The sequence below is a fragment of the Nocardia sp. NPDC004278 genome (assembly GCF_053602975.1).
In genome coordinates this window covers 71105-94264 of sequence record NZ_JBSGEQ010000018.1, presented here as the reverse complement: position 1 = coordinate 94264, position 23160 = coordinate 71105, and the positions used below count along the sequence as shown (strand labels likewise).

Here is a 23160-nt window from a genome sequence, read left to right as displayed (position 1 = left end):
GTACAGTGTGGATTGTTACCTGCGCGTTACGCCGATGGGCGGCGGGGTGCTGTTCGAGTGAAGTAAAAGGGTTTGGATCGTGGATAGACGTCGGCTGCTGACGCTGCTTGCTACGGGGACCGCGGCGGCATTGACCGGCTGCGTGAAGGCGGAGGGGGAGCCGTTCAACAGCGGTTCGGCGGGCGGCGGGCCCATTCTGCCCGCACCGGCGCCGCTGCTGCCGCCGCCCCCGATCGGGCCGAAGACGCCGATTCCGGCGCAGACGATCACCGCGCTGCCCGGTGCGGGCACCAGCATGGCGCTCACGGTCGATGACGGCGCGAGTCCGGAAGTGGTCGGTGCCTATATCAAGTTCGCCAGGGATACCGGCGCCCGATTCACCTTCTTCGTGACCGCGTACTACGACTCCTGGGCGATTCACCGAGATGCGTTGCGGCCCTTGGTCGATTCCGGTCAGATCCAGCTCGGCAACCACACCTGGGACCACGCCGATCTAACCAAGCAGTCCGCATCGGGCATCTCCTCCCAATTGGAGCGGGCGAAGTCCTACCTGCGGAACAACTTCGGCGTAGACGGCACGCCGTACTACCGCCCGCCCTTCGGCCGCCACAATGCCACGGTCGACAAGGTGGCGGCGGATCTCGGCTATACGGTGCCGACCATGTGGTACGGGTCGCTGTCGGACTCCGGTGTGATCACCGAGGAGTACCTGTTGCAGTGCGCGCGTAAGTATTTCAATCCGCAGACGATCATTATCGGGCATGCGAACGCACCTGCGGTTACCCATGTCTATGGGCAGTTGGTGGACATCATCAAGGAGCGCAATCTGTCCATGGTGACCCTCAACGACGTCCTGTTGCCGCCGCGCTGACCGTTTCCTGGAGCGCCGAAACTCCGACAAGTCATCTGGGGGTGGCGACTCATAGCGCTCTTGCTCCCAGACATCTTCGCCCAGGGACACTTTCGCCCGGGCATGCGAAGGATGCCCGGGCGAAAGCGTGACTCAGGCGACGATATTGATCAACCGCCCCGGCACCACGATCAGCTTGCGCGGCGCGCTGCCACCGAGCGCGGCCGCGATCTTCTCATCGGCCAGCGCCGCCGCCTCGATGGTCGCGTTATCGGCGTCGGCGGGCACCTGAATTCGGCTGCGCACCTTGCCGTTCACCTGGATCGGGTACTCCACCGACTCCTCGACCAGCAGCGCCGGATCCGCCACCGGGAAGGGACCGTGCGCGAGGGATTGTTCGTGCCCCAGCCGTTCCCACAGTTCCTCGGCGATATGCGGCGCCATCGGGGCCAGCATCAGCACCACCGGCTCCACTACCGTGCGCGGCGCACCCGTGGGATAGCTCTTGGTCAGATGGTTGGTCAGCTCGATCAGCTTGGCGCCCGCGGTGTTATCGCGCAGTGCGGCGTAATCGTCGTCCACACCGGCGATCGTCTTGTGCAGCAGGCGCAGTGTCTGCTCCGACGGCTTCTCGTCGGTGACCCGCGTCGCGCCGGACTCCTCGTCCACCACCAGTCGCCAGACCCGCTGCAGGAACCGGTGCGCACCGACGACATCCTTGGTCGCCCACGGCCGTGAGGTGTCCAGCGGCCCCATCGACATCTCGTAGAGGCGGAAGGTGTCGGCGCCGTACATATCGCACATCTCGTCCGGCGAGATGGCGTTCTTCAACGACTTTCCGATCTTGCCGTACTCCTGGAACGCCTCGATCTCGATGCCGGTGGTCGGATCCGGGAAGTAGTGCTTGCCGTCGCGCTCGATGATCTCGGCGGCGGGCAGATACGCGCCACGTGCGTCCTTGTAGGCGTGCGCCTGGATGTAGCCCTGGTTGAACAGGCGTCGGTACGGCTCGTAACCGCTCACATCGCCGAGATCGAAAAGCACCTTCTGCCAGAACCGCGCGTAGAGCAGATGCAGCACCGCGTGCTCGACACCGCCGACGTACAGGTCGACACCGCCCGGATCGTGCGGGCCGTGCTCCCCGGTGCGCGGGCCGAGCCAGTACTGCTCGTTTTCCTTGGCGCAGAACGCGTCCGGATTGGTCGGGTCGGCGTAGCGCAGCTGATACCAGGAGCTGCCCGCCCAGTTCGGCATGACATTGGTGTCGCGCCGGTACTGCTTGGGTCCGTCACCCAGATCCAGTTCGACATGCACCCAGTCGGTCGCCTTGGCCAGCGGCGGCGACGGCTCGGAGTCGGCGTCCTCGGGATCGAAGGTCACCGGCGCGAAGTCGTCCAGCTCCGGAAGTTCGACCGGCAGCATGGACTCCGGCAGCGCGTGCGGTGCGCCGTCCTCGTCGTAGACGATCGGGAACGGCTCGCCCCAGTAGCGCTGGCGGGCGAACAGCCAGTCGCGCAGCTTGTACTGGACGGTGCCCTTGCCGTGGCCGTCGGCCTCCAGGCGGGCGATCACCGTCGCCTTGGCCTCCTCGACGGACCGGCCGTTGAGGTAGTCGGAGTTCACCAGTGTGCCGTCGCCGGTGTAGGCCGCGGTCGCAATGTCGCCGCCGGAAATGACTTCCACGATCGGCAGACCGAATACCGAGGCGAATTCCCAGTCGCGCTGATCGTGTCCGGGCACCGCCATGATCGCGCCGGTGCCGTATCCGGACAGCACATAGTCGGCGATGAAGACCGGCACCTGGGCGCCGTTCACCGGGTTGGTCGCATAGGCCCCCAGGAAGACGCCGGACTTCTCCTTGTTCTCCTGACGTTCCAGCTCCGATTTGGCCGCGATCGCCTTGCGGTATGCCGCAACGGCTTCCGTGGGAGTTCCGGCGTCATCGAAGGTCCAGCGCGGATCGACACCAGCGGGCCATTCCGCGGCGGTCAGCCGGTCGACCAGCTCGTGTTCGGGCGCCAACACCACATAGGTGGAACCGAACAGGGTGTCGGGCCGGGTGGTGAAGACCTCGATGTGCTGACCGTCGGCGGTGAACTTGACCTGTGCGCCACGGGACCGGCCGATCCAGTTGCGCTGCATGGCCTTGACGTTCTCCGGCCAGTCCAGTCGATCGAGATCATCGACCAGCCGGTCGGAGTAGGCGGTGATGCGCATCATCCACTGCCACAGCCGCCTGCGAAACACCGGGAAGTTGCCGCGCTCACTGCGGCCGTCGGCGGTGACCTCCTCATTGGACAGCACCGTGCCGAGGCCGGGGCACCAGTTGACCACCGAATCGGTCTGGTACACCAGGCGATACGAGTCGAGCACCGCCGCGCGCTGGGCAGCGGGCAGATCGTTCCAGGCCCGACCGTTGGGGGTCGGCCGGGCGCCGGAGGCGAACTGCGCCTCCAGTTGGGCGATCGGGCGGGCGCGGTCCAGCTCCTCGTCGTACCAGGCGTTGTAGATGCGCAGGAAGATCCACTGCGTCCACTTGTAGTACTCCGGATCGGTGGTCGCGAACGAGCGCCGACGATCATGGCCCAGACCCAGCCGGTCCAGCTGGCGTTGCATGGTGGCGATATTCGCCTCGGTGGTCTCGCGCGGATGCGCGCCGGTCTGCACCGCGTACTGCTCGGCGGGCAGGCCGAACGCGTCGTAGCCGAGCGCGTGCAGCACATTGCGTCCGTGCATCCGGTGATAGCGGGCGAAGACGTCGGTGGCGATATAGCCGAGCGGATGTCCGACATGCAGACCCGCGCCGGAGGGGTACGGGAACATGTCCTGGACGAACAGTTTGTCCGCCGGAGTGGTGCCCGCGAGCGGGCCTACCGGGTTCGGCGCGTGGAAGGTTCCACGCTCATCCCAGGTCCGCTGCCACCGGCGCTCGATGCGGCCGGCAAGGCCAGCGCTGTACCTGTGCTCCGGTACATCGCTTTCGGTTGCACGAGTGTCCGCCACGGTCCTGCCTTCTTGTTCTCGCCGATCCCGTCATAAATGTGTCTATCAGGGTAGAACGTCCGGGCTCGGGCACCGAAAATCGGGCCGGGCTCGACCCGTCGGCGCGGTGCGCTAGCCTTCTTGGGTGTTCGTCGTCGCTCTCACCCTGTTCGTGCTGGCCTTCGTGGCCATCGCAACCGGCGTGCTCGGACTGACCGGCCGTCTGCCCCGCAATCGCTTCATCGGAGTGCATACCGAAGCGGCACTGCACGACGATGACACCTTCCGCATCGCCAACCGCGTCGCCGCCCCCACCTCCGTGGCCGCGGGCGCACTGCTGTTCGCGGGCGGACTCGTCGCCCTCGCCGCAGGCGGCTTCCCCGCGATCATCGTCGCGGTGGTCACCGCCGCCATCGCCCTGTTCACCCTGGGCGCCGGTGCCAATGCCGCCGCCCGCGCGGTCGAGGCTCTGGTCCCGGCCCAGGAGATCGGCGGCTGTGGTTCCGCTTGCGGTGCGTGCTCGTTGCGCGACACCTGCGCCCCTGCCAACTGACGCGCGGTCGCGACCAGCGCGACGTCGTGTGTGCCGCTATCGGCTCCATTTTCGGAGGTGCTCGGCGATCTCGGGCACATCCATATCCTCGACTGCGACGGCGATCATGACAGGTTCCTGTTCGTCGGGGCGCGTGGCCAGCACCACGCCGTTGCGTTCGAGCATGAGCGCTGCCGCAAGGAACGCGGTGCGTTTGTTGCCGTCGATCAGCGCGCGATTGCGAGCAAGCGAATGCAGCAATGCGGCGGCCTTGTCGAACAATTCCGGATATGGATCGACGCCGAAAACCTTGGTGGACGGACGCGCGGCGGCGGAGGCGAGCAATCCGTAGTCTCGGATCGCGTCGATACCGCGGTTCACGGCCCGCGCGATCACGAGAAGTTCGTGGACCGTCAGGTATCGGATCACGCGAGTCGCTCGAGCAATTCGGCGTGCCGTTCTATGGCGCGCGCCAGCATCGCCTCGAACACTTCCTGGTTCGCGGTGAGATGCAGATGGATCGCTTCCTTCGCGATCTCTTGCTTGGAGCGGCCGGTGCGCGCGGCTTCCTCGCTCAGCATGCGGTCGTCGTCATCATCGAGTCGCAAGGTCATCGCCATAACCTGCATGATACCTGTCAGATACCACGCTGATCGATCGCATGCCAGTCGACCTGCCGGTATTTGAGCGCCGTGACGTGATGTGAGCGACGGGGCGGCGCAGCTGAAAACCACACGAGTCTCGCGAACGCCGCCTCCGACACCATCTAGCGCAAGGAGCCCAGTGCCTCGAGGACGGCGTTGTCCGCTGCTGGATCTCCGACGGCGATGCGGGCGCTGCCGTCGGGATATGCCTTGGCCGCGATGCCCGCCCGGCGTAGCGCCGTTGCCACGCCCGGCCCGGGCAGGTACAGGAAATTGGCGCTGCTGCGGGGGACCTCGATATGCATGCGCCGCAGTGCGCTGCGCAGGGCCTCGCGCTGGGTGGTGATGCGCAGGATGCGCGCGGCGAGTTCGGGTTCGGCGGCGTAGGACGCGGCGACCGCGGCGACCGCTGCCGAACTCACCCCGAACGGCAGTTGCAGCCTGCGCACCCGCCCGATCAATTCGGGTCCGCCGAAGGTGTAGCCGATGCGCAGTCCGGCCAGCCCGTACGCCTTCGAAAAGGTGCGCAGCACCAGCAGATTCGGATGCCGATCCAACAGTGCCACGGTGTCGACCTGATCGGTGAGATCGAGGAATTCGACATAAGCCTCATCGAGGATGACCGGCACCCGGCGCGGCACCGAGCACAGGAACGCCTTCAACTCACTGGCCGGAATCACCGTGCCGGTCGGATTGTGCGGACGGCAGACCACCACCAAACCCGTCCGCTTGTCAATGGCCCTTGCCATCGCCAAGAGATCCTGATTGCCCGCGGCATCCAGGGGCACCGGGACGATCTCCAGATCGGCCATCTCCGCCATGATCGGATAGCCGTCGAAGGTCGGTGCCCCGTAGACCATTCCGGCCCCGCGCGTGGTCAATGCCTGAATGATCTGCATGGCCACCCCGGTCGCGCCGGACCCGACGACCACCTGATCCGAATGCACGCCGACATGCCCCGCGATCAGTCTGGGCAGCCGTCGCGGCAGGAATTCCGGATAGCGGTTGGCATGGGCCAGTACGCCGTTCACCGCGTGCAGCACCGAAGGCAATGGCGGAAACGGGTTTTCGCTCAGGCTCAGATCGAACCGCAGCTGCGGCCGCTGACTCTGACTCCGGCGCTGCTGCGAGGGCCGCGACTCATCGGCCAGCCGCATACTCATCCGGCCGCACCCCAGCGCACCGCCGCGGCTCCGGCGAAGTCACCGGCATGTGCGAAGGCCGACAGCAGCACAACCGATCCATTGCGCAGCCGACCCGCCCGGTTCTCGGTATCGAGCGTGACGGGAATGCCCGCGGCAAAAAGGTTTCCGCACTGGTCGAAGGTATCGGGATGGCGCTCAGGGGGCAGTTCCAGCGCATCGTGCCAGTTGCGCAGGAACAGCCGGTTCGGCTGATTGGTGACGAAGGTGTCGATATCGCGGCCCTTGACCCCGATCCGCTCGCACACCGCCAATGCCACCTCCGGCACCAGGCGATTGCCGCGCGCGAACACCTTGGTGATCTTGGATTCGGTGAAGCTGACGCAGCCCTGCCCCTCGCCCGGCTGCCAGTACTTGCGCTCGCCGTTGGTCGAGAACTCCATATCCCCGGCGAATTCGGGATAGGTGCGGCATTCGATATCGAGGATCGGCGCGGAATCGTCCTTGACCAGCAGTCCGACCCCGCATCCATCGCCGGGTACCGGGGCCTGGGCGAGTTTGCGGATCTCGGTCTGGGTGAAGACCGGGCCGGCGCAGTTCTGCGCTGCCGCGATGAGCGCGGTGCGCGCGTCGGTGGTCTGCAGAATCATCCTGGCCATCGCCATCATGTGCACGAACGCCGCGCAACCGCCATTGTGTATGTCGTAGACGAATCGGGGCTGCATACCGAGTCGTCGGGCGACTTCCGGACCGCAGCCCATGACCGGATTGTCCGGCAGCTGGGTGTGGGTGATCAGCACATCGATATCGGTGATCGCTGGTGCGCCGTGGCGTTCGATCAGCGGCACGACGGCGCGCTCGACCATATCCACCGCGGTCTCGTCCTCGGCCACGTGGTGGCGCGCCTTGGGCGAGCGGAACATGACGTTCTTGGCCATCCGATCGGATCGGCTGTACTGCGTGAAGTACTCGGTGCCGACCGGTGCGCCCGGCAGATAGCTCGCCACGTCGACCAGGCTGACCGTCGGCAGTCCAGTGGCCTCGGGGGTAGCGGGTCCGTCATAGTTCGAGATCATGGTGTGGCCTCACTTCATCCAGTCGGGTTTGATCGGAAGGCCGTGTGCGGCACGGTATTCGCAGATCGCCTTGAGGTTGTCCATCTCCAGCTGGTGCCCGGCGGAGAACATGTCCCAGAAGTCGCCCACCCACACCGGCCGCTTTTCGGGAGCCGTTTCGGGATAGGGGTTTTCCTCGTAGAACGGGTGACGGCAGTTGACCCACAGCACCACCGACCCCGGCTTGTTGAACACCACCTGGGCGTCGATCACCCGCAGCAGGTAGATCATCCACAGGTGCTTGCTCTGGTCCCAGGCACAGTGGTAGTCGACGGTCATGGCATCGCGGTGCGCGACGGTGCGGGTGAAGATCTTGGTCTCCGGGCCGAGCCGGTCCCAGGCCAGCCACAGCCCCGGTTCCTCGGTTTCGACGAATCCGCGCAGGCTGTAGGTCCATTCCTCCAGGCAGCGGGTATCGGCGAGGTACTCGAACACATCCTGCGGCGGTGCGGCGATATACGCCTGCACCGGACAGTATTCGCCGAAGACCTGGTCGTGCGGATACACCGACCGCAACATGTCCATGATGATCGGGGTGGTGGCGTCCTTATCGGAGTTCTCGATCCGCAGTACTCCGGGGATGACGGCGTCGGGGATATCGCTGAGGGCGGGCAGGGCGCTGGTCGTCACTGCATCTTCTCCAATGTGGCGAGGAACGGGATGAAGGGTGGAACTTCGTCGGGGTCGACGTCGATGGAAATGAACGACGGCCCTTCGGTTTCGACACATCGCCCCAATGCGATGGCCAGGTCTTCGGTGGTACGTACGGAGTACGCGGGAAGTTCAGGGAACATCGCATCGATGCCCGCGCCCAGGTGCGTGGGCCGAAATCGGTTGAAGCTGTAGCGATCCTGGTAATAGAGCTGTTCACGGGTGACACACATGGCGTGCGCGTTGTTGTTGAGCACGATGAACGTGACCGGCAGATCGTGTTCGATCGCGGTATGCAATTCCATGCCGTGCATGTAGAACGAGCCGTCACCGGCCACGACAACGGTGCGCCTGATCCCGGAGGGGCCGCGATGGCGCGCGAATGTCGAACCTATTGCGGCGCCGAAGGCGTAGCCCATCCCGCCCATCCCGAGCGCGACCACGAATCGGCCGCCGCGCGGCACCCGCAGGTGGTGCACCACCGCAGCACCGGTATTGCCCGCATCGGCGAATACGTCTGTGCCCTCGGGCAATAGCGCTTCGATGGTCTCGACCAACTCGCGATAGCGCACACCGGGACCGGTCGCCTCGGGCACGGACAGCGGTGTCAACGGGGTATGTGGGCGCTCGTGGCGCGACATCCTCAGGTCGCCGCTGAATTCATCGGCGAGCGCGGCCAGATCGAGCGCGAGATCGGTGCTGGCGGCGTGGATCGCGGTCACGTACGGCGCGGTGACTCCGATATGCGCGACGGTGCCCTCGGCCAGCAGCTCGTCCAATCCGGTACGCGCGGTGACCGGCATCGGGGTCCCGACGATCAGGCACAGGGCCGCGGAGCGCAGCGCTGCCGAAAGCTCGGCATGCCCCATGCTCCCGGCGACACCGCAGTACGCGGGATCGGCATTGTCATAGGTGTCCTTCGCATCCGGTGCGACGCCGACCGCGGCATCCAATGCCCTTGCCAGCCAGGCGAGTTCGGCACGGGCGTCGTCGCGGGCCACCTGGTCGCCGGCGATGATCACGATCTTGCCCACCTTGCGGGCCGCGATCAGCGCCGCGCGCACCCGGGCCAGTCCGCCGTCATCGCGCCGGTACCGCGGCGCTGTCAACCGGAACGGCGGGATATCGCCGATATCGCTGCGCTGCACGTCCTTGGGCAGCAGCAGTACGGCGGGCCCGCCGCGCCGGGCGCCGTCGACCGCCCTGGCCACCATGTCGGGAAGGTCGGCGGCGGTCTCCACGCGGGCGCAGAACTGGGTGATCTCGGCGAACATCCGGGCCGCGTCGATGCTGCCGGCGAGTCCGCTGGTGTCCTGGAACGCGCCGCGCCCTGCCGATGCGGTCGGCGGCTGCCCGACCAGCGCCAGCACCGGCACCCGCGATGCGTACGATTCGGCAAGTCCGGCAACGAGATTCATCGCACCGCCGCCGGAGGTGGCGGCGACGACACCGAGCCCGCCGGTCGAGCGGGCATAGCCGTCGGCCATGGTCGCGGCCGAAAACTCGTGCTTGGCAACGATTCCGGTGACGTCGTAGGGCGTGTCGAAGAGCGCGTCGTAGAGATCCTCGATGTTCGCGCCGTCGACGCCGAAGATATGTCGCACGCCCAGGGTCGAAACCGCTCGAACCAGATAATCCACGACCCTGCTCGGCATCGGCACTCCTCTCGCACAGGCGCGATCGCACATCGCGTACAGGTGAACTACGAGTCGGACCGCGGAGCGGTTCAATGACTCGCGCAAGATGTACCTCGAAAAAATCCCGATGTGGGCGATGCTTGTGTGTACGTATACATCTACGTATAGTGATGGCATGCCCAACAAGACGATCTATGTTGCCGATGACGATCTGCCCCTGTTCCAGCGCGCGCAGGAGCTGGTCGGCGGCAATCTCTCGGGAGCGGTGACCACCGCGCTGCGGCGGTTCATCGAGTTGGAGGAGGGCAGGCTGGAGGGCTACGACGAGGTAGTACTGCGGGTCGGCCACAACGGTGTGCGTCAGGTCCGCTTCTCCGGCGCCCTGCTCGGCGAATACCGTGACGTGAACGAAGAGCGCATCGAACACGTCCGGGTATATCGCAGTCGGAAGGGCAAATTCGTGATGCACGCCCAGTATTCGAACTGGGACGAATACCCGCAGAATTCCAATTGGATCAAGGATCTGACGAACTGGCGTCGCATGCTCGGCGTGGGCGATCAGGACTGGGGCGACTTCATCTTCGAGGTCGTCGATTCGCTGGGCGAATTGAAGGGGAAGATTCCGGACAAGCTGTATGAGCGGGTGGCCCGGATCGCCGACCGCCCACCGGTCGAGGAACTCGACATCTAGCCGAATCATTCGGCCGAACAACCGAATACCACCACGAATCGCCGCACCGGACTCCGGGCGCGGTGTGGGTAACCCATGCTGTCATTCGCATTATTTAATGAAATTTTCCACGAAAGGACGACCATGACCAACGGTCATCGCGCCCCGGCCATTTCAGCGCTGGGTCTGCGTAAATCGTTCGGTGAGCAGGTGGTGCTCGATGGCATCGACATCACCGTCCCGGCGGGCACCATCTATTCGCTGCTCGGTCCGAACGGTGCGGGCAAGACCACCACCGTGCAGATCCTCACCACCCTGCTGCGCCCCGATGCGGGCGAGGTCCGGGTCGACGGCCATGATCTGAGCACCGAACCCGATGCCGTGCGCAGCGCGATCGGTGTCACCGGTCAGTTCTCCGCGGTCGACGAATTGCTGACCGGTCGCGAAAACCTGATTCTCATGGGCGATCTGCACCATCTGCCGCGCCGGGAGAGCAAGCGCCTTGCCGCCGAACTGCTCGAGCGCTTCGATCTGGTGGAGGCGGGCGATAAGACCGCGGCCACCTATTCCGGCGGTATGGTCCGGCGGCTGGATCTGGCCATGACGCTGGTCGGCGATCCGCGCATCATCTTCCTCGACGAGCCGACCACCGGCCTGGATCCGCGCAGTAGGCGGGCCATTTGGGAGATGATCCGCACACTCGTCGACGACTACAGCGTGACCGTCTTCCTCACCACCCAATACCTGGAGGAGGCCGATCAGCTGGCCGACCGGATCGCCGTACTCGATCACGGCCGGATCGTCGCCGAGGGAACGGCCGCCGAATTGAAGCGGCGGGTACCCGGCGGGCATATCCGACTCGAGTTCGCCGACCAGATCGGACTCAGCGCCGCGGCGACGGCATTGGGGCCGGAGGCGCGCGTTGTCGATGACGCGGGCGAGGCGGAGTTCACCCTCGCGGTCCCGAGTGACGGCGGCGTCAAATCGCTGCGCGCGGTGCTCGACCGGCTCGACTACGAGCAGATCGAGGTCGCCGGACTCTCGGTGCACACCCCCACCCTCGACGACGTATTCCTCACCCTCACCGGACATCCCACCGCCGAAAAGGAGACCGTGCGATGAGCACGACGGCCTACGCACTTGCCGACTCGAAGACGATGTTGCGGCGCAATCTGCTGCATGCGAAGCGGTACCCGAGCATGACCATCAGCATCATCGTCATGCCGATCCTGCTGCTGCTCATCTTCAACTTCGTGTTCGGTGGCGCATTGGAGAAGTCGTCCGGCGGTAACTACATCGACTACCTGGCCCCGGGCATGCTGCTGTTGATCCCGGCCTATATGACCGCGGGTGTGGCGGTCTCGGTCTGCACCGATACCACCAAGGGCATTGTGAATCGCTTTCGCACGATGGCGATTTCGCAGCCCTCGTTTCTCGCCGGACATGTGGTGGGCGCATTGATCCAGGCCCTGCTCGGCATCGCCGCGATGGTCGGTGTCGCACTGCTCGTCGGCTTCCGGCCGTCGGCGAATGTGATCGAGTGGATCGCCGCATTCGGACTGCTCGCCATGCTCGTACTCGCGCTCACCTGGCTCGCGGTCGGTATGGGTCTGGTCGCGTCGACTCCGGAGACTGCGAGCAATATGCCCTTCCCGCTGATCATGCTGCCATTGCTGGGCAGCGGCCTGGTCGGTACCGACACCATGCCGGTCGGCCTGCGTCAGTTCGCCGAGTACCAGCCGTTCACCCCGATCACCGAAACCATCCGCGGCCTGCTCATGGGCACGGAGATCGGCAATAGCGGCATCATCTCCGTCGCCTGGTGCATCGGCCTCGGGCTGGTCGGATACTTCTGGTCGACCTCGGTCTTCCGCAAGTCGGGACAGCGCTGAATCGCATTGCGACCGAACACGTTCGATCCCCTCGCCGACTTCGGCGAGGGGATCGAATCGCGTCAGACCGTGCCGGAGAGCAGCGTTTCGCCCGTCGACGCCAACCGGATCTCCACCGCCTGGATCTGGTCCGGCGCCTTATCGACGGTCCGGTCGATCGTCAGCTCGGTCCCCGGCCCGGCGGGCCACTGATCGAGTTTGCTCTGACTGCCGTCGGTGCCGATGACATACAGGTCGAGATTCCAGCTGTAGCGCTGATCGCTCGGCCCATAGCTGCAGGTCATCACGATCCGCGCCTTGCTATCGGCGCGAAGGACTTTGAAGCTGGCCGTCACCGGATTCGGCTTGATCGATTGCATACTGCGTTCGGCCACAACCTGTTCGGTGGTCGTCGTTTGCGTCGCGGTCATCGAGGTGACCACCGGAATCGCGATGGCCACCGCCGCGGCGGCCGCCGCGAGCGCGGCGCCGACGGTAACCCACCGGCCGCGCCGTCTGCGCCTTTCGGCCACCGCGGCGAGCCGGGGCAGCAGCTGCGCGGGCGGCTCGGCTTCGGCCGCAGGGGCCTCCAGCGGCTCGATCATCGCGAGCGCGGTCTCGGGTTCGACCAGGGCGAGCAGACCGGGTAGTCCGGCGAGATCGGATACCGCGGCCTGGCAGACCGGGCAGCCAGCCAGATGCTCCTCGTACTCCTGCCGCTCGAGTCGAGTCAGGGAGCCGAGTACATAGGGTGCGTCCCACGTCGAGTAGTCGTCGGCGATATCCGTCATCGGTTCGTCACCCCCATCTCCTGTAGTGCCAGCCGTAGCGCCCGCATGCCGTAGTGCAACCGGGATTTCACCGTGCCCGCCGGGATGTCGAGTTCCTCGGCGATCTGGTGCGTGGAAAGACCTCGATAGTAGGCACGCACGATCACCTCGCGATGATCGGCGCTGAGCCGTCCCAACGCGTCCGCGACCAGCCAGCCGTCCAGGGCCCGATCGGCCTGATCCGGTGCGGCCCGCTCGGGCGGGTTGTCGGTGCGGAACTCGCGGCGGCTGCGCGCGCTGCGATGCTCATCCACGGCGAGATTCCGCGCGACGGTGAACAACCACGCACGCGCCGACGTGGTCGATTGGTCGAGCACATTCGGGCGCTGCCAGGCCCGCAACAAGGTCTCCTGCACGATGTCCTCGGCCCGACCCGGGTCGCGAACCAAACCGAGCGTGTAGCGCCACAGCGCCGCGGCATGTTCCTGATAGAGCGCCCGCATGAGCTCGGCTTGTTCTTCGGGCATTTGTCACGTGCTCCTCCGCTGCCTCGCGCCTTTTGCCGGTTTTGGGGTGTTCGGTTGGCTTCGTAGTCGGCCGGCGGCTGTTGGGGTGATCGGCTGTTGGACGTCCCCGACGAGTTATCCATGTGTTCGCCCGATCAAGTGTCGTGTCGCATGTCGGTATTGCCTCCTCCATGCAGACCACGTGCCTAGTTGCGTTCTAGTTCAATCGGGTGTGTCGCGAGCAGCGACAGGGGGAGCGGCTGGCGGCGCAGGACGTGGGCCCACAGGTCCGGGCGGCCGGTGCTGATCGGATCCGAGGGCAGGGCGGAGAGCACGATCCAATCGTTGTTCTGCAGTTCGCCTTCGAGCTGGCCGAAGGTCCAGCCCGCGTAGCCGGCGAATATGCGCAGCCCCTCGATCAGCGGGGTGATCTGTTCCGGGTCCGCGTCGAGGTCGATGAGCACCACGCGGCCGTCGATCCGGCGCAGGCCGGAGACACCGTCGATCGAGGCGCCGACCCGAACGGTGCCGAGGCATAGGGCCGCGTCCCGTTTGACCGGGCCGCCGATGAACAGCGTGCGCGGCGCGGCCGCCGCCTCGGTCCAGCGCGGCAGTACATCGTGCACCGCGGTATCGCTCGGGCGGTTGAGCACCACACCGAGACTGCCCGCCTCGTTGTGTTCGATGATGTAGACGACGGTACGTCGAAATGTCGGCTCGACCAGGTCGGTCGCCGACACCAGCAGGGTGCCGGCGCGCACCACCTGCTCGCCGTGCCGGGAATCGCGTCGCCGACGGTCACCGTGTCCGCCGCGAGTCTTCCGATCGTCCGGGTCATCTCCGCGTGCCACCCCGACATCATCGCACCGTCGCGGGCCGTTCGTCGGTCAAGCGGGGTGGCGGATTCCGTTACTGTGTGGCCATGGAACGGCCCGAGGTTCTCCTCGACAATGCGGACACTGTGTACGACTTCTATCGCGAACACCAGCAGAACCGGCTGAAGGCGTGGGGCGCCTATGCCATTCTCGGACGTCGATACCATCCACGCGTCGCCTACGCCGAGGGCGCGCGCAAGCTACTGCACGAGGTGATCGGCCAGCGCAGGCCGCTGCTCCTCGCGATCAACCACCTCTCCGAATCCGATCCCTACACCGTCGCCGCGGCGGCCTGGCACAGCGAATTGCGCCCGGTGATCGGGCGGGTGCGGGTACTGGCCAAGGACGAGCTGTTCCTCGATGACAAGCAGCGCCGCAGGATCGACATGATGGGTGGGATCCCGGTGTTCCGCGGCAAGGACCACGGTCTGCGGGCGGTGAACGCGGCCGGTCAGCGAATGATGGATATCTGTGCCGAACGCATGGCCGATGGCGATGGGATCGCGGTCTTTCCGGAGGGCACCTGCAATGAGATCGATCACACCGAGGTACAGCCGGTGGGCAGCGGGATCGGTCATATCGCGTTCCGTGCGATGAAGTTGGGTGCGCGGCCCGTGCTGGTCAGCATGGCTTTGAATTACGGACCCCGAGCGGATCCGACGGTGCCGGTCACCAAGGAAGAGGCCAAGGCGGCCAGCGTGTACTTCGGGGTTCCGGTCACCGAGCTGCCCGCCAAGCCCGCGGAGATCGCCCGGCTGGTCCGCACCGATCTGCAGCAGGCGCTCGACGGGGCCGTCGCCGCGTACTGAACCCCTGCCTACTGGGGCAGGCCCAGCTTTTCGCGCGCCCACTGCGGGACCAGCGCGATGTACTCCGGTCGCGACTCGATGAAGTGATAGACCATCGGGCACATCGGCAGGATGCCGAAACCCTCCCGGCGCGAGGCGTTCAGTGCGGCCTGCACCAGCACCCGGCCATAGCCCTGGCCTTCGTGCTGCGGATAGATCTCGGTGTGGACGAACGCGCGTTCGGAGGCCGTGTCCTGGTATTCGGTGTATCCGGCGATCGCACCGTCGACATAGATCTCGAAGCGTTCCAGCGTGGCGTTGTTACGGACCTCAGTCGACATGGCTCGACGCTACTCGGTGTGGGTGGGTGACGGTGTACCGCAACACTAATCGGCTCCGATCCGGTGCTCGACTTGTCTACCGGTGCCGGGCTGGCAAGAATGCTCTTGGTCGCGCCGAACGCCTCCACCGGGAGTGAGGGACAGGCCGGGCGGAGGTACGAAACATGATGAGGGTGCTGGGCAGTTCGCAGATGCCGGGTATTTCCCGTGTCCTGGTCGCGGTGGCAGCCACCGGCCTGATCAGCGGATCGATCATCACGGCTCAGGCTGCGGCCACACCCGGTGCCGCCTTCGGCGCCTGCCCGGACTCATCGGTGACCGAGGGACGCGGCGTGCAATGCGCGGTGATATCCGTTCCGATGAATTACGCCGAACCCGAAGGCGCGCGTATCGAACTCACCGTCAGCCGGATCGCCGCCACCGCGCAGCGCCGTGGTGTCATCGTCGCCAATCCGGGTGGACCCGGCGCGGATGCGCTGGACTACTGGGCGCGCCGGATCGACTCGCTGCCCGCCGAACTCAACGAGCACTACGACCGGGTCGCGGTGCAGCCGCGTGGACTGCGCTGGGCCACGCCGCTGCGCTGTGCTGCCCAGGCCGTCGAGACCTCGAAATCGGCTGACGGTGAACAGGTTTCACTCGGCGGCGGTAACCGCGACGATATCAAGAAGGCCTGCGATGCCGCACGGCCCGGCTACCTCGACACCATCACCACCGAGAGCACCGCGCGCGATCTGGACCAGGTGCGAGCCGCGCTCGGCGTCGACCGGATCAGCTATCTCGGCACCTCCTATGGCACCTATCTCGGCGCGGTGTACGCATCGCTGTTCCCGAACCGGGTGGATCGTATGGTGCTGGACTCCAATGTCAATCCCGATTGGGTGTGGACCGAGGAGTTCGCCCAGCAGCAGGTCGCTGGCAAGCAGCGGCTCGATGATCTGTTCGCCTGGATCGCCGAGCACGACGGCCAATACCGGCTCGGGGATACGGCATTGCAGGTCTACCAGAATTGGGTGCGGCTGGTCGCGGACCAGGGCGGTGGCTGGTACGCCAATCTGACCCCGCCACCGGCCAGTGTCGCCGATCTGCCGGGTGCGCTGCCCGAACCGCTCGCCGAGATCGCCCGCGACGGCTTCAACGGCAGTGTGGAGCAGGCGGGCAAGGTGCAGAATCTGGTGCGCCTCATGCTCACCGGCGGTGCGTCCGCGCAGGTGCCGCTGGTCGGTGCGACCGCGGTCGCCACCTACACCCGCACCTTCTGGCCGACCTTCGCCAGGGCGATGGCCGATGCCAATATCGATCCGAAGAACGTCCGCCAGCTGCTTGCCATCGAGGGTGCCACCAGCACCGATCCCACCGGCCGCTTCGTCTTCTCCGCCATAACCTGCAATGAGAACGCGGTGCGCGGCCGGCTCGAGCTGATCGGCTCGGCCTTCGCAACCATCGCCTCGGGCGGCAATGCCATGGACGCCCGCGCCGATCTGGTCCGCTCCGGAACCGCCTGCGGTAGCTGGAAACCGGTGACCAAACCGGTGCCGATCAACGGCAAGGACCTGCGCACCCGCCCGCTGCTGCTGCAGAGCCGCCACGACGCGCTGACCACCTACGAGGGCGGCCCGGCCATGGCGCGTGCCATCGGCGGCTCGCTGATCACCGTCGAGGGCGGTGACCATGGTGCCTTCGGCCGCGGCAACACCATCGTCGACGAGGCCGTGCTGACCTACCTGCGCACCGGCCAGGTCACCATCGACCACGCAGATCAAGCGCCGCTGCAGTAGGCGGGTGGATATCACCCCGTAGGCGGGGCGCATGGAGCAGTGGCTGACCGGGCACGTACTCGTCGTGGGTGGCGGCGGGTATTTCGGCTGGCGCGCTGGGGGTTCGGTGTGGCGAGACTGGTGCCAGCGCCTCCACCGTCTGCCCGACGTGCGTCCATCGGGGCCACCCCGGACAATGTGGGGATGAAGTCCGCGCTTCGGGTGGTGATCGCCCCGGATAAGTTCAAGGGCTCGCTGACCGCGCCCGAGGTGGCGGCGGCGCTGGCGGCTGGCATCGCGCGCGCGTGCCCGGACGCGGAGATCCGGCAGGTGCCGGTCGCGGACGGCGGCGACGGAACCGTCGACGCATTCGTGGCGGCGGGCTGGGAGCGGATCGAGATCGATGCGCCGGGGCCAACGGGAGCAGCCGACACCGCGGCCTACGCGGTGCAGGGGAGCACGGCGGTAATCGAATTGGCCGCGGCGGTCGGACTGACGAAACTGCCAGGGGGACAACCTGATCCGCTCGGCGCGCACACCTATGGACTCGGTGTCGTCATTGCACACGCATTGGACCGCGGCGCCACCGATATCGTTCTCGGCCTGGGCGGCAGCGCCTCCACCGACGGCGGTGCGGGCATGCTGCAGGCCCTCGGTGCGCGCATCCTGGACGCCGACGGCAATGAATTGCCCACGGGCGGAGCCGCTTTGGTACATGCCGCAGGAGTGGATCGCACCCGATTGCATCCGGGCATTTCGGCTGCGAATTTCACCTTGGCCTGCGATGTCGACAACCCACTGCTCGGCCCGACCGGCGCGGTCGCGGTATACGCGCCCCAGAAGGGGGCGACGCCGCAGGATCTGCTCATCCTCGAGGCGGCACTGACGAACTGGGCGGCCGTCGTCGCACCGGAATTCGCGGATGTCCCCGGCGCGGGCGCGGCGGGCGGTACCGGCTTCGGCGCGCTGGCGGTGCTCGGCGCTCAGGTGCGCAGTGGCATCGAGGTGGTTCTCGAACTCCTCGATTTCCCAGCACTTCTCGACGGCGCCGCCCTCGTCGTCACCGGGGAGGGTGCCCTCGATGCGCAGAGTCTGCACGGCAAGGCCCCGATCGGCGTCTGCGAGGCGGCGCGCAAGGCGGGTGTCACGGTGGTGGCCGCCGTCGGCCGAGCGCAGTTGACGCGCGATGAGATCCGAGCGGCGGGTTTCACCGCCTGCCACGCCCTGGCCGATCTGGAGTCGGATCCCGTCCGCTGCATTGCCGATGCGGGACAGTTGCTCGTCCGCGTCGGCGAACGGATAGCTGTCGACAACATCGGAAATTGACCCGCGCGCAACCCGAATCAAGGCCGACTGCCAGTCCCCCTCCAGATCAATACCTGCCCTACCCACCCCAACTGCTCGCCGAGCGCAGTCGTATGGCGGTCGCACCGGACCCTGCTGAACCATGCAACACCTCGACTCCCGTCAGTTGTTGCATCGACCCCTTGAACCCAAGGGCCCTGGGCGACCACCATACGACTCGTTCGACGGACCCCGGCCCAGGGCTGGATATGGCAGGAGCTAGGTGGATGGGGCACTAGCCCGCGGCGGCGAGCAGGTTGCTGAGGAGTTTGTCGCGGTGTGTGTCGCCCCAGGTCTCGAGCGGGCGCAGGGCGACCGCGAGTTCTTCGCCGAGTGGGGTGAGCGAGTATTCGACGCGCGGGGGGACTTCGGGGAAGACCTCGCGGTGGACCACACCGCTGGCTTCGAGATGGCGCAGGTTTTCGGCGAGGACCTTTTCACTGACGCCGGTGAGCAGCTTGCGAATCCGACCGAAGCGCTGCGGGCCGGCGCCGAGCACCCACATCAGATGCAGCTTCCATTTGCCGCCGACGACATCGATCGCAATCGACATGCCGCACACATCGTGATCCGCGTCACTGCCCATATCCACCGCACTCCTTCTGAGCTGAATTCGAACCTCGAGGTAAGCAACCACACCTCAACGTTCGGTCTTCCCGACCCTACCTGCGAGAACGACCATGGATTCCGGCCGTAGCGACTGCTCGCAGGTCGCTCGAAAGGGTCAGCAGCGACTGCTCGCAGGTCGCTCGAAAGGGTCAGCAGCGACTGCTCGCAGGTCGCTCGAAAGGGTCAGCCGACCGATCGAACGAGAACCGAAGGAACACAATGTCCGAACAGACCACCGCTGGATCCGTCTCCGTCCTCGGCCTCGGGCCGATGGGCCAGGCCATGGTCCGGGCCTTCCTGGACGCCGGTATCGAGGTGACGGTGTGGAACCGCAGCACCGACAAGGTCGATGCCATGGTCCAACTCGGCGCGAAGCGGGCCGCCACGGTCGCCGAGGCGCTGGACGCCAATGCGGTAAGCGTGCTCAGCCTCACCCACTACGCCGCCATGTACGACGTGCTCGGGCAGGCAACCGACCATCTGCAGGGCAAGGTGATCGCGAATCTGTCCTCGGATTCTCCGGAAAAGGCCCGCACGGGTGCGGCCTGGGTGCGCGAGCACGGTGCGGAGTTCATCTCCGGCGGCGTCATGTCGGCCGGGGACAATATCGCGCATCCGGCGTCGTTCATCTTCTACAGCGGTCCCCAGCAGGTTTTCGACGCGCACGCCGAACTGCTGCGTCCGCTGAGCCCACAGGAATACCTCGGTGTGGACGACGGGCTCGCGCAGGTCTTCTATCAGGCCGGCCTGATCATTTTCCATCCGTGGATGCTCGCCTTCGATCAGGCGCTCGCGGTGATCGGGAAGTCCGGTCACAGCATCGACCAGTTCCTGCCCTTCGCGCTGCGCTCGGCCGCCGCTTACCCGTACTTCATCGAGGATTTCGCGACCGCGGCGAAGGCGGGCGGCTGGGGCACGCTGGCCAGCCTGAAGATGATGGACGCTGGGGCGCAGCACATTATCGAGGCCAGCGAGGAGGTCGGCGTCGACGCGACACTCTCGCACGCGTCGCAGGGGCTGTGGCGGCGTGCCATCGCGGCCAGCGAGCAGGCGGGCAAGGCGGTTCCGGTGTACCAGCTGTTCGTCGGTCCGCGGGACTGAATCTCGGTGCTCCCGAGCCGGATCAGCGAACCGTCGGGCTAATCGCCGACGACCCGCGCCGATTCGGCGGTGGAACCGAGCCGAGGGAAGGGGCTGGTGGAGAAGATGACCTCCACCGCCACTTCGAAATACGCCGCGATCCGCAATGCGAGATGCAGGCTCGGACTGTATTCGCCGCGCTCGAGGTAACCGATCGTCTGATAGTGCACGCCGAGCGCCTCGGCCAACTCCCGCCGGGAGATGCCGCGCTCGGCCCGCAACATGGCGATGCGGTTGTAGATGACCTCAGTAGGCACGCTGAATCGCCCTCTCGCGGCGCGCTGCCACGCTCGACCCGGACTCGCGACGTGCCATCCTACGCAGCACCACCGGGGCCAGCAGCAACCCGGCCACCGCCCAAACGCCGAGCACAGCAATGGTTTCCAGATGCCGCCAGGAGTGGCCGAGTTCGATGGCGACCGCATCGCCGGGCAACATCGCCGCGCGCATGCCGATGCCGACCCAGTAGACCGGGAACACCTGCGCGATGCCCTGTAGCCAGCCCGGCATCGAGGTGATCGGGTAGAAGATGCCGGAGATGCTGACAATGCCCATGACCGGCATCGAGAGGAACCCGATATTGCGGGGATTGCTGAACAGCGATCCGAGCACCGCGCCGGCCGGCATTGTCGCGATCATGCCGAGCGCGACAATGCCGATCAGGCTCAGCCAGGAGCCGACGCTGTCCATCGCGGTGCCGTCGACCAGGAAGAGCCCGGGTATCAATATCACCAGGAACGGGACGACCACCCAACCCGCGGTCGTAACGATCTTGCCGATCAGATAACCCACCATGCCGTTCGGTGTCGCCTTGGCGCGCAACAGTGTTCCGTCCTCGCGCTCCATGGTGAGCGCCTGGGCGATGCCGAACATGCCATTGAAGGCAACGAGCATGCCGAGGATGCTCGGCAGGGCCAGTGATCCGAGCCCGAGGCCGCTCGCCTGGAATTTCGCATCGCGCATGAAGAACAGCACGACGATCATGGCGACCGGCCAGAACAGCATGCTCCACAGGTCCTGGGGAGTGGTGAGCATTTGCCGCAGCTCGATCAGTCCGCGCCGGGTTCCGGCCCGGACCGCGGCGTTGATCGGATTCATCGCGCGACCTCCTCCAGTGAATGGATCTCGGTGTCGAGCCGGCCGGATTCGTATTGCTGCACGAGCTTCATGTAGGTGTCCTCGAGCGAGGCGCGCCGCACCTCCAGTTCGCCGATCTCCTTGCCGTGCTGCCCGAACAGCTCGTAGACGAATTTGGTCGACTCGGTGGTGGTGTGCACGAATCGCTGTCCATGGTGGGTCCACCGGATTTCGGCCTCGCCCGCGATGCGACGCGCTAATTCGTCGGCCGAGCCATCGGCGATGATCCGGCCACCGGCCAGGATCATGATGCGGTCGGCGAGCTTCTCGGCCTCATCGAGATCGTGGGTGGTGAGCAGGATGGTGGTTCGGTCATCGGCGAGTTTATGGACCAGATCGTGGAATTCGCGTCGGGCCTGTGGATCGAAGCCCGCGGTCGGCTCATCGAGGAATAGCAGTTCGGGACGGCCGACGATGCCGATCGCGACATCCAAGCGGCGACGCTGTCCGCCGGACAGCGATCCGATCTTACTGTTCGCCTGTTCGGTGAGACCGACGGCGGCGATGAGTTCGTCGGTGTCCCAGGGCCGTTGGATCGTATCGGTGCGGTACGGCACGTAATAGGTGCCGAGATGCGAAAGTAGTTCACGCACACGCCATTTCGCATGGTCGCGCCATGACTGCAGGACCACGCCGAGCCGGGCCCGCCAGGCTTCGCCACCGCGTGCGGGATCCATGCCGAGCACCTCGACGCGGCCCGCGGAGCGCATGCGGAAGCCCTCCAGAATTTCGATGGTGGTGGTCTTGCCCGCGCCATTCGGTCCGAGCAGTACCAGCACCTCGCCCGGTCGCGCTTGGAACGTCACATTGTGCAGGACGTCGGTCGTGCCGTATCGCATGCGCAGTTTCTCGACGTCGAGCGCGACGCCGTCACCCAGAGTCATCTCATCCTCCCGTTGTGAGATCGGGATGATTCGTAGCATACCTACTACATCTCGCCATGACAATGCTGTTCTCAACCGTCGGCACGCGAGCCCCGCCCGAAGGTCACCTTCGAACTCGAGCCCGCCACAACCGATCTCGCAAAACTGACCGTCATCCACAACGGCTTCACCCCCCGCAGCCAAGCCCTCGAAGGCATCAGCACCGACTGGCCCGCCATCCTCTCCAGCCTCAAAACCCCGGGCCTGGACAAGTGATCACCATGCGTTGGTGCAGGCAAACGCCGAGAACACCCCCACATGAGCGCATTCTCGAAAGTTTCAAGGAAGGGAGAGCGGTGCTCTTGACTTGGGGAGGGGGGCGTGGAACACTGATCTCAACAGAGAGCAGTGCTCACGGGTAGGAGAGAACGATGGATGCCAGGACTCGTTACATTGGTCCCAGTGGGCTTGATTCGATCATGAATCGGGTTGCCAACTGGCTGCCTCGGCTTGGGATCAGTGTTATGGGGTCGCGGTTGTTGGCGGTGCGGGGGCGTAAGAGTGGGGAGTGGCGGACGACGATGGTGAATCTGTTGACCGATAGCGATGGCACTCGGTATCTGGTTGCGCCGCGGGGGCATACGCAGTGGGTGCGGAATTTGCGGGTTGCGGGGGGTGGTGAGTTGCGGCTGGGGCGCAAGGTCGAGGCATTTGCCGCGACCGAGGTGGCGGATGCGGACAAGGTGCCGTTGTTGCGGCTCTACCTGCAGAAGTGGGGGTGGGAGGTGGGGAAGTTCTTCGAGGGGGTTACCAAGGATGCCAGCGATGCGCAGTTGGCCGAGATCGCGCCTGGGTTCCCGGTTTTCCGGCTTGCATAGTGCGACAGCGCAATTCGGTCGAACTCGAAGCGTTGAATGGTTGGCGCGACGCCGGGTG

The 23160-nt window shown here is 65.8% G+C and carries 25 protein-coding genes; 10 read left to right on the top strand and 15 right to left on the bottom strand.

The window, feature by feature from the left end:
• The first annotated feature begins 79 nt into the window (after positions 1-79).
• Positions 80-871, top strand: coding sequence for a polysaccharide deacetylase family protein (locus ACWEO2_RS25810; protein ID WP_452407658.1), 792 nt, complete (start codon positions 80-82; stop codon positions 869-871).
• A 132-nt stretch (positions 872-1003) separates the two neighbouring features.
• Here ACWEO2_RS25810 and leuS read toward each other — a convergent pair whose 3' ends face one another.
• On the bottom strand, positions 1004-3853 hold the full coding sequence (gene leuS, locus ACWEO2_RS25805) for a leucine--tRNA ligase (protein ID WP_452407657.1): 2850 nt from the start codon (positions 3851-3853) through the stop codon (positions 1004-1006).
• 124 nt (positions 3854-3977) lie between these two features.
• On the opposite strand from leuS, the gene ACWEO2_RS25800 reads away from it, so the two are divergent.
• On the top strand, positions 3978-4385 hold the full coding sequence (locus ACWEO2_RS25800; protein WP_452407656.1) for an SdpI family protein: 408 nt from the start codon (positions 3978-3980) through the stop codon (positions 4383-4385).
• Between the two features lie 36 nt (positions 4386-4421).
• On the opposite strand, the gene ACWEO2_RS25795 is transcribed toward ACWEO2_RS25800, so the two are convergent.
• The 6 genes from ACWEO2_RS25795 to ACWEO2_RS25770 all read right to left on the bottom strand — a co-directional run bounded on the left by ACWEO2_RS25795 (position 4422) and on the right by ACWEO2_RS25770 (position 9571).
• Positions 4422-4793, bottom strand: coding sequence for a type II toxin-antitoxin system death-on-curing family toxin (locus ACWEO2_RS25795; protein WP_452407655.1), 372 nt, complete (start codon positions 4791-4793; stop codon positions 4422-4424).
• A complete protein-coding gene (locus ACWEO2_RS25790) occupies positions 4790-4984 on the bottom strand; it encodes a ribbon-helix-helix protein, CopG family (RefSeq protein ID WP_452407654.1) in 195 nt (64 codons plus the stop codon). The genes ACWEO2_RS25795 and ACWEO2_RS25790 overlap by 4 nt, the downstream gene beginning before the upstream one ends.
• Before the next feature lie 146 nt (positions 4985-5130).
• Positions 5131-6165 (bottom strand): aminotransferase class I/II-fold pyridoxal phosphate-dependent enzyme, encoded by a 1035-nt coding sequence (locus ACWEO2_RS25785; RefSeq protein WP_452407730.1) that lies wholly within the window; start codon positions 6163-6165, stop codon positions 5131-5133.
• Positions 6166-6167: 2 nt separating this feature from the next.
• Positions 6168-7226, bottom strand: a complete 1059-nt coding sequence (locus ACWEO2_RS25780; protein WP_452407653.1) for a 3-oxoacyl-ACP synthase III family protein — start codon at positions 7224-7226, stop codon at positions 6168-6170.
• 9 nt (positions 7227-7235) lie between these two features.
• Entirely contained in the window at positions 7236-7895 is a 660-nt protein-coding gene (locus tag ACWEO2_RS25775; protein WP_354960881.1) for an SRPBCC family protein, read from the bottom strand.
• Complete coding sequence (locus tag ACWEO2_RS25770; RefSeq protein ID WP_452407652.1) at positions 7892-9571, bottom strand: thiamine pyrophosphate-binding protein; 1680 nt, start codon at positions 9569-9571, stop codon at positions 7892-7894. The genes ACWEO2_RS25775 and ACWEO2_RS25770 overlap by 4 nt, the downstream gene beginning before the upstream one ends.
• 157 nt (positions 9572-9728) lie before the next feature.
• Here ACWEO2_RS25770 and ACWEO2_RS25765 point away from each other — a divergent pair, with 157 nt between their 5' ends.
• The 3 genes from ACWEO2_RS25765 (at position 9729) to ACWEO2_RS25755 (ending at position 12115) form a co-directional block, all read left to right on the top strand.
• Entirely contained in the window at positions 9729-10244 is a 516-nt protein-coding gene (locus tag ACWEO2_RS25765; RefSeq protein ID WP_452407651.1) for an EXLDI protein, read from the top strand.
• Positions 10245-10367: 123 nt separating this feature from the next.
• Positions 10368-11345, top strand: coding sequence for an ATP-binding cassette domain-containing protein (locus ACWEO2_RS25760; protein WP_452407650.1), 978 nt, complete (start codon positions 10368-10370; stop codon positions 11343-11345).
• Positions 11342-12115 carry an ABC transporter permease gene (locus tag ACWEO2_RS25755; RefSeq protein ID WP_452407649.1) on the top strand — a complete coding sequence of 258 codons (774 nt, stop codon included), beginning with the start codon at positions 11342-11344 and terminating at the stop codon, positions 12113-12115. The genes ACWEO2_RS25760 and ACWEO2_RS25755 overlap by 4 nt, the downstream gene beginning before the upstream one ends.
• Positions 12116-12177: 62 nt before the next feature.
• On the opposite strand, the gene ACWEO2_RS25750 is transcribed toward ACWEO2_RS25755, so the two are convergent.
• The 3 genes from ACWEO2_RS25750 to ACWEO2_RS25740 all read right to left on the bottom strand — a co-directional run bounded on the left by ACWEO2_RS25750 (position 12178) and on the right by ACWEO2_RS25740 (position 14221).
• Entirely contained in the window at positions 12178-12885 is a 708-nt protein-coding gene (locus ACWEO2_RS25750) for an anti-sigma factor family protein (protein ID WP_452407648.1), read from the bottom strand.
• The gene (locus ACWEO2_RS25745) at positions 12882-13391 is read right to left on the bottom strand and encodes a sigma-70 family RNA polymerase sigma factor (RefSeq protein WP_354960887.1); all 510 of its coding nucleotides are present in this window, start codon (positions 13389-13391) and stop codon (positions 12882-12884) included. Before ACWEO2_RS25745 ends, ACWEO2_RS25750 begins: the two co-directional genes overlap by 4 nt.
• Before the next feature lie 185 nt (positions 13392-13576).
• On the bottom strand, positions 13577-14221 hold the full coding sequence (locus ACWEO2_RS25740; protein WP_354960888.1) for a YqgE/AlgH family protein: 645 nt from the start codon (positions 14219-14221) through the stop codon (positions 13577-13579).
• 71 nt (positions 14222-14292) lie between these two features.
• Between ACWEO2_RS25740 and ACWEO2_RS25735 the strand changes: the two genes are divergently transcribed.
• Positions 14293-15054, top strand: a complete 762-nt coding sequence (locus tag ACWEO2_RS25735) for a lysophospholipid acyltransferase family protein (protein ID WP_354960889.1) — start codon at positions 14293-14295, stop codon at positions 15052-15054.
• 8 nt (positions 15055-15062) lie between these two features.
• On the opposite strand, the gene ACWEO2_RS25730 is transcribed toward ACWEO2_RS25735, so the two are convergent.
• Positions 15063-15374, bottom strand: coding sequence for a GNAT family N-acetyltransferase (locus ACWEO2_RS25730; protein ID WP_452407647.1), 312 nt, complete (start codon positions 15372-15374; stop codon positions 15063-15065).
• 164 nt (positions 15375-15538) lie between these two features.
• Here ACWEO2_RS25730 and ACWEO2_RS25725 point away from each other — a divergent pair, with 164 nt between their 5' ends.
• Positions 15539-17152, top strand: a complete 1614-nt coding sequence (locus ACWEO2_RS25725; RefSeq protein WP_452407646.1) for an alpha/beta hydrolase — start codon at positions 15539-15541, stop codon at positions 17150-17152.
• Between the two features lie 183 nt (positions 17153-17335).
• Positions 17336-18457 carry a glycerate kinase gene (locus tag ACWEO2_RS25720; protein ID WP_452407645.1) on the top strand — a complete coding sequence of 374 codons (1122 nt, stop codon included), beginning with the start codon at positions 17336-17338 and terminating at the stop codon, positions 18455-18457.
• A 253-nt stretch (positions 18458-18710) separates the two neighbouring features.
• On the opposite strand, the gene ACWEO2_RS25715 is transcribed toward ACWEO2_RS25720, so the two are convergent.
• Entirely contained in the window at positions 18711-19061 is a 351-nt protein-coding gene (locus ACWEO2_RS25715; protein ID WP_452407644.1) for a winged helix-turn-helix transcriptional regulator, read from the bottom strand.
• Between the two features lie 242 nt (positions 19062-19303).
• Here ACWEO2_RS25715 and ACWEO2_RS25710 point away from each other — a divergent pair, with 242 nt between their 5' ends.
• Positions 19304-20185 carry an NAD(P)-dependent oxidoreductase gene (locus tag ACWEO2_RS25710; RefSeq protein WP_452407643.1) on the top strand — a complete coding sequence of 294 codons (882 nt, stop codon included), beginning with the start codon at positions 19304-19306 and terminating at the stop codon, positions 20183-20185.
• Positions 20186-20223: 38 nt separating this feature from the next.
• On the opposite strand, the gene ACWEO2_RS25705 is transcribed toward ACWEO2_RS25710, so the two are convergent.
• Genes ACWEO2_RS25705 through ACWEO2_RS25695 form a run of 3 tightly spaced genes read right to left on the bottom strand, consistent with a single transcriptional unit; the run spans position 20224 to position 22245 of the window.
• Complete coding sequence (locus tag ACWEO2_RS25705; protein ID WP_354961959.1) at positions 20224-20481, bottom strand: helix-turn-helix transcriptional regulator; 258 nt, start codon at positions 20479-20481, stop codon at positions 20224-20226.
• The gene (locus ACWEO2_RS25700) at positions 20471-21322 is read right to left on the bottom strand and encodes an ABC transporter permease (protein WP_452407642.1); all 852 of its coding nucleotides are present in this window, start codon (positions 21320-21322) and stop codon (positions 20471-20473) included. The genes ACWEO2_RS25705 and ACWEO2_RS25700 overlap by 11 nt, the downstream gene beginning before the upstream one ends.
• On the bottom strand, positions 21319-22245 hold the full coding sequence (locus ACWEO2_RS25695) for an ABC transporter ATP-binding protein (RefSeq protein WP_452407641.1): 927 nt from the start codon (positions 22243-22245) through the stop codon (positions 21319-21321). The genes ACWEO2_RS25700 and ACWEO2_RS25695 overlap by 4 nt, the downstream gene beginning before the upstream one ends.
• A 410-nt stretch (positions 22246-22655) precedes the next feature.
• On the opposite strand from ACWEO2_RS25695, the gene ACWEO2_RS25690 reads away from it, so the two are divergent.
• Positions 22656-23102 (top strand): nitroreductase/quinone reductase family protein, encoded by a 447-nt coding sequence (locus ACWEO2_RS25690; RefSeq protein WP_452407640.1) that lies wholly within the window; start codon positions 22656-22658, stop codon positions 23100-23102.
• The last annotated feature ends 58 nt before the right edge of the window (positions 23103-23160 follow it).